Source organism: Idiomarina sp. UBA4206, assembly GCF_002383015.1.
GTDB lineage: Bacteria > Pseudomonadota > Gammaproteobacteria > Enterobacterales > Alteromonadaceae > Idiomarina > Idiomarina abyssalis.
The window spans coordinates 4390-18751 of sequence record NZ_DFTS01000001.1 but is presented as its reverse complement, the minus strand read 5'-3'; the positions used below and the strand labels follow the sequence as shown (position 1 = coordinate 18751).

Genomic DNA, 14362 nt, shown 5'->3' with positions numbered 1-14362 from the left:
ATTACAAGTCAGTTGCTCTACCAGCTGAGCTATGCCGGCACCCCGGTTAGGTGGAGCGCATTCTATGGTACTAAATTTGATAGTGCAATAGATGCGTGCAATTTTTTTGATTTTTTTGTTCTGACTGGTCAGTTTTTATCTACATCGGATGAAAACTGACCGTCTTTTAGTAACATATACTATAGTCGTTTACTTACCAAAAGGGTGCCGTAAAACGATGGTTTCTTTACGATCAGGACCGGTTGAAATGATGTCTACCGGAACACCTGTTAAGGCTTCAATACGGGCAATATAAGCCAGCGCTTCAGGAGGTAACTCATTGTGCTTTGTTACACCTACTGTGCTTTGTTGCCAGCCAGGCATGCTTTCGTAAATAGGCTCAACAACTTCGTAATCTTCTGCAGATAACGGCGGGTGATCGGTCACACTGCCGTCAGCAAGTTGGTAGCCGGTACAAATTTTCAATTCTTTAAGGCCGTCTAATACGTCTAACTTAGTTAAGCAGAAGCCACTGATAGAGTTGATTTGTACAGCCCGGCGCATGGCAACGGCGTCTATCCAGCCAGTACGACGTTTACGTCCCGTTGTTGCACCAAATTCATGGCCTTTTTCACCTAAATACTGCCCCACTTCACAATCAAGTTCTGTCGGGAAAGGTCCACTACCGACACGAGTGGTATAGGCTTTTACAATACCTAACACATAGTCAATATAACGAGGACCAAAACCAGCGCCTGTAGCAACGCCACCGGCAGTCGTATTTGAAGAGGTGACGTAGGGATAAGTACCGTGATCAATGTCCAGTAAAGTGCCCTGCGCACCTTCAAACATTATTGACTCGCCGTTTTTGCGAGCCTTATCCAGTAACGATGGTACATCGGCTACCATTGGTTTTAATACTTCAGCGAATTCTTCGCATTGCTTCAGAACCGTTTCAAAGTCAATCGGATCAGCTTTGTAGTATTCAACCAAAGAGAAGTTGTGGTAGTCGACCAGTTCTTTTAGCTTTTCACCGAAGCGTTTCATATCGAACAGGTCGCCAACGCGCAGACCGCGGCGGGCAACCTTATCTTCATACGCAGGACCAATACCACGACCAGTTGTTCCAATCGCCTCTTTACCTCGGGCACGCTCACGTGCCTGATCAAGAGCAATATGGAATGGTAAAATTAGAGGGCAGGCTTTGCTAATTCGAAGACGGTCAGCAACAGGAACATTACGTGCTTCCAACATGGCCATTTCTTCCATCAGCGCTTCAGGTGACAAAACGACACCATTGCCAATAACGCACTGAACGTTGGTGCGTAGAATACCTGAAGGAATTAAATGCAGAACGGTCTTTTCACCGTCAATAACCAATGTGTGTCCAGCGTTATGTCCACCCTGATACCGCACAACCATTGTGGCTTTATCGGTTAACAGGTCGACAATTTTACCTTTGCCTTCATCACCCCATTGGGTGCCTAGAATTACAACGTTCTGACTCATGATTGCCCCGCGTAAAAAAAATCGGAGCGATCTTACCTTTTATCGGAGGGTTTGTACATCGGAGGAGAGCGCCTGATGATCACATCAGACGCTCATTCTTGATTACTCTTCAGATTTTCCCATCATATTTTGTAAATAACGGAAGAAGTCACTGTTCGCATCCAGCACTAACATGTCATTGCCGGTACCGAATGAGCTACTGTAAGCTTCCATGCTGCGAATAAATGCAAAGAACTCAGCATCTTTTTGATACGCCTCAGCATAAATTCTCGCTGCTTCCGCATCACCTTCACCACGTAATTCACGTGACTGACGCTTAGCATCAGCAAGCATTACCGTGACACGGGCGTCAACATCAGCACGAATAAACTCAGCCTGCTCACGACCTTCTGAACGGTGCTCTGTCGCCACCGCATTACGTTCTGCACGCATACGCTGGTAAATGGACTGACTCACTTCGTTCGGTAAGTTGATTTGCATAACCCGAACATCCAGCACTTCAACACCTAAGTCTGAAGCACTTTCTGAGCCCTGAATCAGAGCTTCGCGCATTAACTCATCACGCTCGCCGGAGACGATGTCTGAAATAGTGCGGTTACCAAACTCACTGCGTAAGCCACTGTTAATACGACGTGTCAGCAGTGCTTCGGCCTGGAGATAGTTACCGCCATTAGTACTCAAGTAAAAGGTCGAAAAGTCATTAATACGCCACATGACATAGGTATCAACAATCAAGTCTTTCTTCTCACTTGTTACAAAGCGATCCGGATCTCCGTCCAGCGTCTGTAGACGCGCATCAAGCTTTTTAACCTGCTCAATGAAAGGAATTTTAAGATGCAGACCTGGTTCGAAAACCATGGCTTCACCCGTCTGAGCGTCACGTTCTACCTTACCGAACTGGATTAAGATGGGCCGTTCGCCCTCTTTAACCACATAAACGGAGGACAGACCCAGAACGACCAGGACCACAACAATAATTGCGATTAGGTTTTTCATTAGTTTCGACCTCCGCTACGGTTACTGCTGCGCGTATTTTGTGACTCTGAACCACTGCTTGAAGAGCCACCTGAAACATTTTCAGGAACACGCGTCGGAGAGAATGTATTCGTATTTCGACCTTGCTTTTCCAGAAGCTTTTCAAGCGGTAAATACATCATGTTATTACCACCTTCAACGTCAACCAATACTTTAGGCGTTTTTGCATAAAGGTCTTGTAACGTATCTAAGTAAATACGCTCGCGAGTGACTTCTGGCGCATTTTGATATTGAGGTAACAGCTCTTCAAAGCGAGCAACCTCACCCTGAGCTTCCAGGATAATTTGTTCACGGTAAGCCTGTGCTTCCTGCAACATACGACGTACCTGACCACGTGCCAATGGCTCTACTTCACGAGCATAAGCCTCAGCTTCACGGATGAAGCGTTCTTCATCTTCCTGTGCTGAGATGGCATCATCAAATGCGTCTTTAACCGCTTCCGGCGGACGAGCTGGCAGTAAGTTAATATCGACGATCTGTAAACCAACGGTGTACGGATTCATCGTTTTTTCCAGCATTTCCAGCGTGTTGGCTCTGACCTCTTCACGACCACGGGTCAAAACTTCGTCCATGGTTGTGTGACCAACCACATAACGCAATGCGCTATCGGTCGCTCTGGATAATACGCCGTCAGCATCTTCGACATTAAATAGGTAAGAACGCGGATCAACAACACGATACTGAACATCAAGTTCAACACGTACCACGTTTTCGTCCTGAGTCAGCATATAACCGTCGGTTTTATCTGAGCGAATGTTGTTAACGTCAACATGCTCTACCGAGTCAATAAATACCGGACGCCAGTGAAGTCCCGACTCAACCAGTGAATGGAATTGACCGAAGCGCAGTACAACACCACGATCGGCTTCTTTTACTGTGTAGAAGCCAGCGATAAACCAAACAATTAACGCAATAATTGCGATAATACCGATGCCTTTACTCGGGATACCTGAACTGCCCCCCGAGCCGCCGCCTTTCTTGCCACCAAAACCGAATTTGGAAAACAGTTTACGAACTGCTTCGTCGAGATCAGGTGGCCCCTGATCCCGGCCACCTTGATTTTTCCATGGGTCACGGTCGTTGTTATTACCGTTTCCCGGTTGATTCCAAGCCATTGAGTGCTCCAAGTTTTTAATAAAACTGTTGCTAATAATTTTTATTCAGGGATGACCAAGTCATCCAGTTGATTGCCGTAGGCCTTATGTAAACGCTGCCAGTCTACCGATGACATTCGCACTTGCAACGCAAGTTCGCCATTTTCGTTAACATCTTCTGATGTTACGCAATTCCAACGGTATAATGTACCACGTAATTTACCCATTGAGTGCGGGATTTTAAGGGACAGCTCAACCATCTGTGGACCAAGTATCTGCCGCAACGCTTCCAGCACATGCTCAATACCAAGCCCCTGTTGAGCTGAAACCCATACTCTTATTGGCTTTTCGTTATCATCGTAATCGATTCTGGGTTCGGCACCGTCTACTTGATCTATTTTATTACAAATAATTAACTGAGGTACATCACCCGCATCAATTTCTTCTAAAACCTCAGCAACCTGATCCATATTATTTTGCTGCTGTTCGTCGCTGACATCAACCACATGTAATAATAAGTCGGCTTCTTGAGTTTCCTGAAGCGTTGCCTTAAAAGCAGCGACCAGGTCATGCGGTAAGTGACGAATGAAACCAACGGTATCGGCCAGAATAACGTCGCCAATATCTTCTACTGCAAGTTTTCTGAGGGTTGGGTCAAGCGTAGCGAATAGTTGATCCGCCGCATAAACACCCGCCTCAGTCAGGCGATTAAACAACGTCGACTTACCAGCGTTGGTATAACCCACCAGCGATACCGTCGGAATATCTGCTTTCTTACGTGCCCGACGACCCTGTTCCCGCTGCTTTTGTACTTTTTCCAGACGCTTTAAAATGTTTTTAATACGTCCGCGAATTAAACGTCTGTCGGTCTCAAGCTGGGTTTCACCCGGTCCACGTAAACCTATACCGCCTTTTTGTCTCTCAAGGTGGGTCCAGCCTCGTACCAGCCGGGTCGATATATGACGCAACTGTGCAAGCTCAACTTGCAGCTTACCCTCGTGAGTACGCGCACGCTGCGCGAAAATATCCAGAATAAGACCTGTACGATCTAAAACCCGGCATTTACAAACAGCCTCCAGGTTTCGTTCCTGGGTTGGTGACAGGGCGTGATTAAAAATAACAATGTTGGCGTCTAACAGTTTCACCTGTTCGGCAATTTCTTCCGCCTTACCGCTACCAACAAAATATCGGGGAGTTGGGGAGCTACGACTGGATGTCATCACTCCCATCGTTTTCACGCCCGAAGAATCAGCTAAGAGTTGTAATTCTGAGAGATCTTCTCGGTCAACTTCTGCGGGTAAATCCACATGAACCAATATTGCGTAGTCGCCACCTTCATACCTATCGAACAAGTTGTTCAGACCTCTCTTTCATTATTAATCTTCTAATTCAGCCATATCTTCTGCGGCTTGCTGCGGCAAATAATTTTGTGGGATACGCGCAGGCACAACCGTTGAGATTGCATGCTTGTACACCATTTGGCTAACCGTATTCTTTAATAAGACAACGAATTGATCAAAAGACTCAATTTGCCCTTGTAATTTAATGCCATTAACTAAGTATATAGATACTGGTATGCGCTCACGACGTAACGCATTTAAGAATGGGTCTTGTAAAGTTTGCCCCTTAGCCATCTTGGATTCCTTTTTATCGTTATTAATATCCAATGTGTAAATAGTAAGCCACAGGACTGCCAATTTGCAGTCACCTGTAAAGACACACTAGACCAGTAAAGAATTTTTGCAATAAGAAAAACGTTAAGAATTACTCATTTAGTCAGAAATTGGATCTGCGGGCTTGAACGTCGTATTTCAATCCTGACGGTCAAATTTCTTTGCCGGCTGCTGCATTACCCTCAATACTTTGGCTTCCATGTCGGTATCGCCAGTGGTCAGCCAATGAACGCCGGGCCAGCCCCGTAGCCATGTCATTTGCCGTTTTGCCAACTGCCGTGTTGCTATAATGCCGCGCTCGCGCATTTCATCATAGCTAAGTTCACCGGCAAGGTACTGCCACATTTGACGATAACCCACACTGCGTACGGACGGAAGATCCGGATGCAGATCATCGCGGTCAAACAGCTTTTTAACTTCGTCTTCAAAAGGTTGTGCCAACATCTGATCAAAGCGCTGTTCGATACGCTGGTGTAAAACTTCCCGTTCTGCCGGAGCCACCGCAAATTGATAAATAGGTTTATCCAACTGACCGTAGCGTTCCCGCGTAAGCTCCGTCAGGCTTTTACCGGCGAGTTCATACACTTCCAGAGCACGTATAATCCGCTGAGGGTCATTTGGGTGAATGCGTTCAGCGCTTACCGGATCCACTTCCTGCAGTTGCTTGTGTAACTCAGCTAACCCTTTGTCATGCCAATCAGCCGAAAGCCTTTCTCGTACGCTCACATCCGACTCAGGTAAGTGCGAGAGTCCTTCCAGCAAGGCTTTAAAATACAACATGGTGCCGCCAACCAACAAAGGTACTTGGTCACGTTGATGAATGTCTTCAATTAATGCCAAAGCGTCTTTTTGAAAGTCGGCCGCGGAATAGGTTTCAGCCGGGTCACGAATATCCAGTAAATGATGAGGAACTTGAGCTTGTTCCTCGGCGCTGGGCTTAGCTGTACCAATATCCATACCGCGGTATATCAGTGCTGAATCTACAGAAATAATTTCGCAATCCAGTTGCTTGCATAGAGCCAGTGACAACGCCGTTTTGCCCGATGCTGTCGGCCCATAAATAGCAATTACGGCATCCTTACTGTGCATGACGTTCTCCGGGTAGCGGGCATCGCTGCAGTACATCCGGTGCTTCAAAAAGCTGTGAACGCCACTGAATAAGCCAATGTTCAGCCTGAGTGATGCTGTATGACTCAAGACCCGCAAACTGCGCAAGCCAACTCGCCAACGCCTCAGTTTCAGCACCTTCTGTTAATAACTTTAATAACTCGGTAAAACCACTAACCACATTCCCCTGACGCAGCATTTCAGGCATTTGCTCAATAATGACCTGTTCGCGCTGACACTGATACACTACGCCACACTGATTCAACTCCTGTTGCGGCCACTGACTTGCCGGGCCCGGTAAATTCGCTAAATTAACTGCCACAGGTACTAGCAGCGGCTGGCCATTGAGCCCGTCCTGCAGTTGTTGAATCAGCTTTTGAGCAACGCATTCGGTATGCACTTTTGCCAGGTTTAGCCAGGCCAGGTTTTGTTCATTTCTAATAAGCGCGTAAACACCATTAAAAACCGTAAGGACCCGCCAGTTTTCTTCCGATTTTACCGCTCCTGGCTCTGTCTGGGGTTGTCCGCTACTGATACTATTTTGAACTCGGGCGGCATTTGGCAACAACGAACCTGATGCTTTTCTTTCACCTAAGACACTTCCGCCTGAAGCTCTGCCGGAAGGAAACGACGTTGGTCCTGACGGGCGTTCTTGTGAACCATAATGATGCTGGTGAGTCACAGCAGATTGCGGGCTATCTGTTGCAACCAACTGCATCAAAGCTTGCTCAATACGCGTCAGAATAAAGTCGTGCACTTGCCGCTGGCGATGGAACCGCACTTCATGTTTGGCCGGATGCACATTCACATCCACCTGCTCTGACGGCAATTCAAAATAGAGCACAAAGGTAGGGACCCGCTCGTTTGGCAAATACTTTTCATACGCCTGGCGTACTGCATGCGACAACAGCTTGTCCCGCATCATGCGACCATTTACGAAAAAATATTGAATATCACCCTGGTGCCGGCAATGCTCAGGGGGAACGAGCCAGCCAGTTAAATGAAAATCTCCGTCCACCGCATCGATAGTCGAAGCTTGTTCAGCAAAGCCACCACCACAAATTTTTGCCAACCGCTGCAACTGTTGTTTTTCGCTCAGCGCCTGCGGAAACATACGGACTGATTTGCCGTTATGATTCAGTTGGAAACCAACTTCAAAACGACTGAGCGCAATACGCTTTATCACTTCATCAATATGAGTGAATTCAGTTTTTTCTGTACGCAGAAACTTACGTCTTGCCGGCGTGTTAAAAAATGCGTCCTGAATATCAACCGTGGTGCCGTCGGGGTGAGCAGCCGGCTCAATATTAACCTGCATGTCCCGGCCTTCGGCCCAGGCCTGCCAGGCTTCTTCTTGCTCCGGCGGTTTTGATATTAAACGTAAACGAGAAACCGAACTAATACTGGCCAAAGCCTCACCACGAAAGCCAAGGCTGCCAATATGTTCCAAGTCATCCAGGCTTTTGATTTTACTGGTGGCATGCCGGCTTAACGCCAGCGTTAGCTCCTGCTTAACGATACCGCAGCCGTTATCACGAATTCTTATTCGCTTGCTGCCGCCCTGCTCTATATCCAGTACTAACTGGGTTGCTCCAGCGTCCAGCGCATTTTCAACTAACTCTTTAACCACCGACGAAGGGCGCTCAACCACTTCACCCGCAGCAATTTGGTTCGCCAGCTCAATGGGTAACTGCTGAATAGCCATCAGCGACTCGGAATCGTCAGCTTCTGGCCAATTTTGAGCGTATTACTGGCCAGGCTATTTTCAGATTTAATAGCTTTGACGGTAGTGTTATAACGCTGTGCGAGAACAGACAAAGAGTCACCCGACTTCACGGTATAGGTAAAACTACTTTGGTTGGCCAAGTAAGTATTGTCGATTGGGTTACTGACAAAGTAGCGCCGGATACCATTATAAAGCGCTCGCGCCAGTTTTTGCTGGTGAGCATTACTGGTTAGCAGTTGCTCTTCTCTGGGGTTAGAAATGAACCCTGTTTCTACCAGTAATGACGGTTTATCTGGTGATTTTAGCACGGCCAGGCTAGCAGCCTGTGGCGTGCGCTTATGCATTTTGGTTACTGCTGACATTTCATCAATAATGTGTTTTGCCGCACTATAGGCACCGGCAATAGAACTGTCCATTGACATGTCCAGTAGAGTTTCAGCCAAATAAGGTTCGTGTCCATTTTTACTGAGGATGTCCGTTACCCCACCCAGCAACTCCGATTGCTGTTCACGATTTTCCAGCCAGCGACCCACTTCGGAATCCGCGCGGCGTTTTGATAGCACCCACACAGACCCTCCATTGGGCTGAGGTGAATGAAAGGCATCAGCGTGAATCGAAACAAAGAAGTCCGCTTTAGCATCCCAGGCTTTCTGCGGGCGTTCATTAAGGCCTACGTAGTAATCACCAGTACGAATCAAATAAGCCTGCATACCCGGATCATCATTAATTAGCTTAGCCAGCGCCCGCGCGATACGAATAACGACGTGCTTCTCGTAGGTGCCGCGTGGACCAATAGAACCGGGATCATCACCACCATGACCAGCGTCAATGGCAACGGTTACGCGCCTGTCTTTCAGTTCAGAAACAGACTTTGCCGGTCCGCTGCGCTCAATCGACTTACCCGGTAAGTCCACCACTAAGCGATCTTTATAAGAGTCGTTGGCCGGAAGGGTAAACAGGTTCGCGTCACTTTTTGAATCCAGTTCAATAACGATGCGAGTGCTACGGGAGTTTTTGGGCGAACTGGTGCGAATTTTATCCACCAGCAGAGAGTCTTTACCCAAATTATTCAAATTCGCTTTTAGCGACGTATTGTTGAAATCAATAACCAGCCGATAAGGCTTTTGCTGATAAAGCGTAAAATAGGAATAGTCCGGTGTATCAGACAGGTCAAAGACCACCCGCGTTTTATCCGGAGATGGCCACACCCTTACACTGTCTACACTATTGTCAGCCCATGCCCACAGAGGAACACAAGCAAACAAAAACACCCAAAATCGCTGCATCATAATGTTTTAATTATTCTTTGTCCGGCTTCAGTTAGCGCACTGAAAGTTATTTTACGTCCTTCACCAGCATACTCGATTCGGATTTCTATGTCCGCCCCCGGTAGCCAGCCATAGCCTTTATCAGGCCATTCTATAAAGTTTAGCGTATCTTCGGCAAAATAATCACGAATTCCCATGTACTCAAGCTCTTCCGGATCAGCCAGCCGATACAAATCAAAATGGTGAATGCGCCATCCCTGCAGCTGATAAGGCTCTACAAGGGTGTAGGTGGGACTTTTTACCGCGCCACAATGGCCTAAAGCCTGAATAACACCACGACAAAATGCTGTCTTACCGGCACCTAATTCCCCTTTCAAATAGACCACCAAAGGAGCTTGTAAAACTTCTGAAAATTTCTTCGCAAGCGCCAGCGTCTCAGCTTCATTTGCTAATTTACAGTGGTGTACCTCAGTCATCATCCCTTCCATATCCATTCACCAACCGCCGTATATAGGGCAACAAATCAGAGGCTAAGGTTCCCCGCTCGCCATCTTTTCCTGCTTCTTCGCCAGCCATGGCATGCCATAAGGCGCCGGCAATTAATGCCTGTGCCGGTGCCATTCTTTGCGCTAACAGGCCGCTTATCAACCCCGTTAATAAATCACCCATACCACCCGACGCCATTGCCGGTGAACCTCTGTCAATCAAGCATCTCCCACGATCGGTGACCAGCAGCGAGCCGGCGCCTTTAAGTAGAACTTGAGCGCCGTACTTTTCGCGTAGTTGTGTTACCGCTAAAAACCTATCGGCTTCCACTTCATCAGCTGTCGTTTGCAGTAACCTGGCCGCCTCTCCCGGGTGTGGCGTCAGCAGTAACTTTGACGACCGGGCTGGATAACTTGCCAGTAAATTCAACCCATCGGCGTCTATCACTTTCAATGCATCCGCCTTCATCACTTGTGAAAACACATCGTGACTCCAACGGCTTTGCCCTAACCCGGGACCAAGAGCAATCGCCGAGGCCTCACGTAACAACGGCTTTAACGTATCTTCGTCTTTAATAGAATGCACCATAGCTTCTGGCTGCGCCGCTGCAACAATTGCTTGTACGTCGGGGTGGCACGCCACTGAAACTTTACCGGCACCTGCTCGCAAGGCGGACTTCATAGCCAGTATCACCGCCCCTGACATACCCGGTTGTCCACCCACGATAAGCACATGGCCTTGTTCGCCTTTATGAGTGCAGCGCGCCCGGGCCGGTAGCCAATTGCCTAACCCTCCGGCATCGACCCGAAACCAGTCGGCTTCATTTTGCTGCTTAAAAGTCTCACCAATGCCTAAGTCCTCTAAAACAAGCTCACCCGTATGGTTCTGAGCTTTACCTGTGAGTAAACCGCGCTTTAATGCCACCAGACTTACCGTTAGGTGGGCGCGTACGGCAGCACCGGGAACATGGCCGTTATCAGCATTTAAACCAGAAGGCACATCGACTGAGATCACCGGCGTAGAACTGGCATTGACATGTTGTACCCAGGTCACGGGGTCTCCCTCGAGGGCTCTATTCAGTCCAACACCAAACAACGCATCTACCACAAGGTCAAACTGATCAGGTGCACAATCGAGCAGGGCTTTTTCGTTGCCCCCCTGCTCGCGCCAGGCTGAGCGAGCCCGGTGCGCATCAGATTCTAAGGGGTCTGAAAGCTCTGCATTGGGCTTTAGAGCAAATACCTGTACCTGATACCCCGCCTCCTGAGCCAGTCGGGCAACAATGTAACCATCGCCACCGTTATTGCCCTCACCGCAACATACTGCAATACGCGCCGGTGCCGGGAAGCGTCTTTGTAACTGCTTGAAAACGGCTTTACCAGCGGCTGACATCAGCTGCATCATATTCATTGCGCTGGCTTCAGCTGCCTTTTTTTCGCCTTTCTGCAATTGCTCAACACGATAAAGGCAGTTTTCATAACGGCTACCGTCGGTGTTTGTCATAGTGCCTCCCCAATAGTGCGTTAGTCTGGCTTGAATACGCCAATGACCTGGTCAAACTGACGCTCGCTACCACCACCCTGCTCCTTGGGCTCACTAAACCGGTGCTTACATTGCACGCACTCAACTTGTTCGATATCGTTTTCGATAAAAAGCATGAGCGTGTCCATGGCATCGCATTTGGGACAAACCGCCCCGGCAATAAATCGCTTCTTTTCTCTAGCCACAACAGCTCCTGTGTTAGAATTGTGAGCAGAACATGTCTATGATACCGCAGCTGAACAGCTGTACAAAATGAAGAGTAGTTTATGATCCGTGCTGAAGCTATCACCTTGTTGCGTGGCGGTGATGTTTTATTTGAAGACAGTGACTTACAAGTATTCCCGGGACACCGCGTAGGCCTGGTAGGCCGCAATGGCTGCGGCAAGTCCTCGCTGTTTGCCATGCTGCGTGGTGAGCTTAGTGCCGACAGCGGAAACATACATTTACCCGCCGACTGGCGCATAGCCAGCGTAGCACAGGACACTCCGGCACTGGATAAGTCCGCTATCGACTACGTAATGGACGGTGACGCCGAGTTCCGTCAGCTAGAAGCGCAACTTGCCAAAGCCGAGGCCGACAATAATGGCGAAGCTATTGCGCACTGTCACGACAAACTCGCCGCAATTGGTGCCTACGACATTCAGCCCAGAACGGCCAGTTTAATGGCCGGCCTTGGTTTCACTCAGCAGCAGCTGCAACAACCGGTGAAAGCGTTTTCCGGTGGTTGGCGTATGCGTCTTAATTTGGCACAGGTACTGATTGCCCGTGCCGATTTAATGCTGCTTGATGAGCCAACCAACCACTTAGACGTTGATGCGATTTTCTGGCTGGAAAGCTGGCTAAAGCAATACGATGGAACGCTGTTACTGATATCGCACGACCGTGATTTTCTCGACTCTGTAACCACCGACATTGTTCACATTGAGCATAAAAAGCTGAACAGTTACCGCGGTAATTACTCTCAGTTTGAGCGCCAACGGGCAGAGCATATGGCTCAGCAACAGAGTGAGTACGAAAAAGCACAGGTTATGCGTCAACATTTGCAAGCCTACGTTGATCGGTTTCGCTATAAGGCCAGCAAAGCCAAACAGGCACAAAGCCGCTTAAAAGCTATTGAAAAGCTGCCCAACCAGGCGCCACTTCGCGCCGAAAGCGGCATCGATTTTCACTTTCTGACACCAGAAAAGTTACCTAACCCACTGCTGACGCTTCGTGACGCCAAAGCGGGCTATGGTGACACCACCATACTAGAGAAAATTAAGCTCAACCTGGTGCCAGGTACCCGCTTAGGGTTGCTTGGCCGTAATGGTGCTGGTAAATCAACGCTGATTAAACTGCTGGCGGGGGAATTAAAACCTATGGCCGGAGAGCGGCTGGTTAACCCGGGGCTCAGTATTGGCTATTTTGCTCAGCATCAGTTGGAAACTCTGGACCTGGCAGCATCGGCGCTGTTGCATTTACAGCGCATAGACAAGCAAGCCAGTGAACAGAAGCTGCGTGACTTTTTAGGTAACTTTGGCTTTTCCGGAGATCAGGCAACCCGCTCGGTCGAACCCATGTCAGGGGGTGAAAAAGCACGTTTAGCTCTGGCATTGATTATTTATCAACGCCCTAACCTGTTACTTTTAGATGAGCCAACCAACCACCTCGATTTAGGTCTGCGCGATGCTCTGGTTGCCGCTTTGCAAGAATACGAAGGCGCGCTGATTGTGGTTTCGCACGATAGACACTTGCTACGCACTACTGTTGATGAGTTCTGCCTGGTTGCCGATGGTAAAGCAGAAACCTTCGACGGCGATTTAGAGGCCTACCATGACTGGCTGCAGCAACAGGCAGCGAATGACAAACGCAGCGAACAACCGGCCACGCGTCAGCGCGACGATCGCAAACAACAGAAACGCAAAGAAGCCGAAGCACGACAAAAGACAAAACCTTTGCGCCAACAAATCGAAAAAGCAGAAAAAAGCATTCACACACTGGAACTGAAGTTGGCCGATATTCATGAACAACTCAGCGACAGCAGCCTGTACGAGGATGCCAACAAAGCTAAGTTACAGAAACTATTAGACCAACAGGCGCAAGCGCAGAAAGACTTACAACAACAAGAGAGCGTCTGGATGACAGCGGAAGAAGAGCTGGCAGAGCTAACCGAAGAACTACAGCAAACGGAGGACAAATGATTATTCCCTGGCAGGAAGTGGATCAAGAGACACTGAATAATTTACTCGAATCCGTAGTACTGAGAGAAGGAACAGATTACGGCAGTCAGGAACTCAGTTTCGACACAAAAGTCGAGCAACTGAAGCAACGATTGAAGTCCGGCGAGGCCGTTATTGTTTTCTCCGAATTACACGAAAGCGTCGATATTGTCGATAAAGACAGTGTTACCGGAAACGAGCCTGGCGAGCAATGAAGATCTCGTCCCATGGAACGCTTTGGTCGCCCAAAACCAGAAAGTTAGGGTTCAGCAAACTGACCGTTCGATTGTAGGTAATTGGCTCAAAGTTTTCATTAACGATACGCCCCCCGGCTTCGCCTACAATTACCTGAGACGCGGCTGTATCCCATTCGCCGGTTGGCCCCAGTCGTAAAAAGCAATCGGCTTTGCCTTCGGCAATGAAGCAAGCTTTTAGCGAACAGCTTCCAGTTGGCAGAGGCTGTACATCTCGCTCAGTTTGAAGGCGGTTTAGCACCGGTTCCCTAGCCTGGCGACGGCTAATGGCAATAATAATGGGGTCGGTCTTGGGGTCATTAAACTTACGGACATTAATAGACCGACTTTCTGATGCGTCCTTTTTAAAAGCTCCCAACCCTTTCTGCGCGTAATAAAGCGCTTCACCTACCGGCCAGAAAATAACAGCAATAACCGGTTCATTGTGTTCCACATAAGCAATGTTTACGGCAAAGTCACCCGAGCGGGCAATAAACTCCTGAGTTCCGTCA

General features: G+C 48.4%; 14 protein-coding genes. 2 read left to right on the top strand and 12 right to left on the bottom strand.

Annotation, left to right across the window (positions count from 1 at the left end; genetic code table 11):
- Positions 1–189: 189 nt before the first annotated feature.
- From B3180_RS00095 to B3180_RS00045, 11 genes are all read right to left on the bottom strand, one after another.
- Positions 190–1488 (bottom strand): adenylosuccinate synthase, encoded by a 1299-nt coding sequence (locus B3180_RS00095; RefSeq protein WP_224797780.1) that lies wholly within the window; start codon positions 1486–1488, stop codon positions 190–192.
- A 102-nt stretch (positions 1489–1590) separates the two neighbouring features.
- Entirely contained in the window at positions 1591–2484 is an 894-nt protein-coding gene (hflC, locus tag B3180_RS00090) for a protease modulator HflC (protein ID WP_286842115.1), read from the bottom strand.
- Positions 2484–3638, bottom strand: a complete 1155-nt coding sequence (gene hflK, locus B3180_RS00085; RefSeq protein ID WP_278358632.1) for an FtsH protease activity modulator HflK — start codon at positions 3636–3638, stop codon at positions 2484–2486. The genes hflC and hflK overlap by 1 nt, the downstream gene beginning before the upstream one ends.
- 41 nt (positions 3639–3679) lie before the next feature.
- The gene (gene hflX / locus B3180_RS00080) at positions 3680–4969 is read right to left on the bottom strand and encodes a ribosome rescue GTPase HflX (RefSeq protein WP_199495209.1); all 1290 of its coding nucleotides are present in this window, start codon (positions 4967–4969) and stop codon (positions 3680–3682) included.
- Positions 4970–4993: 24 nt separating this feature from the next.
- Positions 4994–5251: an RNA chaperone Hfq gene (gene hfq / locus B3180_RS00075; RefSeq protein ID WP_054490705.1), complete on the bottom strand. Its 258-nt coding sequence runs from the start codon at positions 5249–5251 to the stop codon at positions 4994–4996.
- A gap of 177 nt (positions 5252–5428) precedes the next feature.
- On the bottom strand, positions 5429–6379 hold the full coding sequence (miaA, locus tag B3180_RS00070; RefSeq protein ID WP_286842108.1) for a tRNA (adenosine(37)-N6)-dimethylallyltransferase MiaA: 951 nt from the start codon (positions 6377–6379) through the stop codon (positions 5429–5431).
- A complete protein-coding gene (mutL, locus tag B3180_RS00065; RefSeq protein WP_286842106.1) occupies positions 6369–8102 on the bottom strand; it encodes a DNA mismatch repair endonuclease MutL in 1734 nt (577 codons plus the stop codon). Before mutL ends, miaA begins: the two co-directional genes overlap by 11 nt.
- A complete protein-coding gene (locus B3180_RS00060; RefSeq protein ID WP_271332178.1) occupies positions 8102–9412 on the bottom strand; it encodes an N-acetylmuramoyl-L-alanine amidase in 1311 nt (436 codons plus the stop codon). Before B3180_RS00060 ends, mutL begins: the two co-directional genes overlap by 1 nt.
- Positions 9409–9867, bottom strand: a complete 459-nt coding sequence (gene tsaE / locus B3180_RS00055) for a tRNA (adenosine(37)-N6)-threonylcarbamoyltransferase complex ATPase subunit type 1 TsaE (RefSeq protein ID WP_054490714.1) — start codon at positions 9865–9867, stop codon at positions 9409–9411. The genes B3180_RS00060 and tsaE overlap by 4 nt, the downstream gene beginning before the upstream one ends.
- Entirely contained in the window at positions 9860–11380 is a 1521-nt protein-coding gene (locus B3180_RS00050; RefSeq protein WP_224797776.1) for an NAD(P)H-hydrate dehydratase, read from the bottom strand. Before B3180_RS00050 ends, tsaE begins: the two co-directional genes overlap by 8 nt.
- Before the next feature lie 20 nt (positions 11381–11400).
- Entirely contained in the window at positions 11401–11604 is a 204-nt protein-coding gene (locus B3180_RS00045) for a YheV family putative zinc ribbon protein (protein WP_054490719.1), read from the bottom strand.
- Positions 11605–11685: 81 nt separating this feature from the next.
- Here B3180_RS00045 and B3180_RS00040 point away from each other — a divergent pair, with 81 nt between their 5' ends.
- Positions 11686–13599, top strand: coding sequence for an ATP-binding cassette domain-containing protein (locus B3180_RS00040; RefSeq protein WP_278358629.1), 1914 nt, complete (start codon positions 11686–11688; stop codon positions 13597–13599).
- The gene (locus tag B3180_RS00035) at positions 13596–13832 is read left to right on the top strand and encodes a YheU family protein (protein WP_199494047.1); all 237 of its coding nucleotides are present in this window, start codon (positions 13596–13598) and stop codon (positions 13830–13832) included. The genes B3180_RS00040 and B3180_RS00035 overlap by 4 nt, the downstream gene beginning before the upstream one ends.
- Here B3180_RS00035 and B3180_RS00030 read toward each other — a convergent pair.
- On the bottom strand, positions 13804–14362 hold a 559-nt coding region (locus B3180_RS00030), incomplete at its 5' end, for a 3'(2'),5'-bisphosphate nucleotidase CysQ family protein (RefSeq protein ID WP_286842092.1). The two genes, B3180_RS00035 and B3180_RS00030, sit on opposite strands and share 29 nt — an antisense overlap.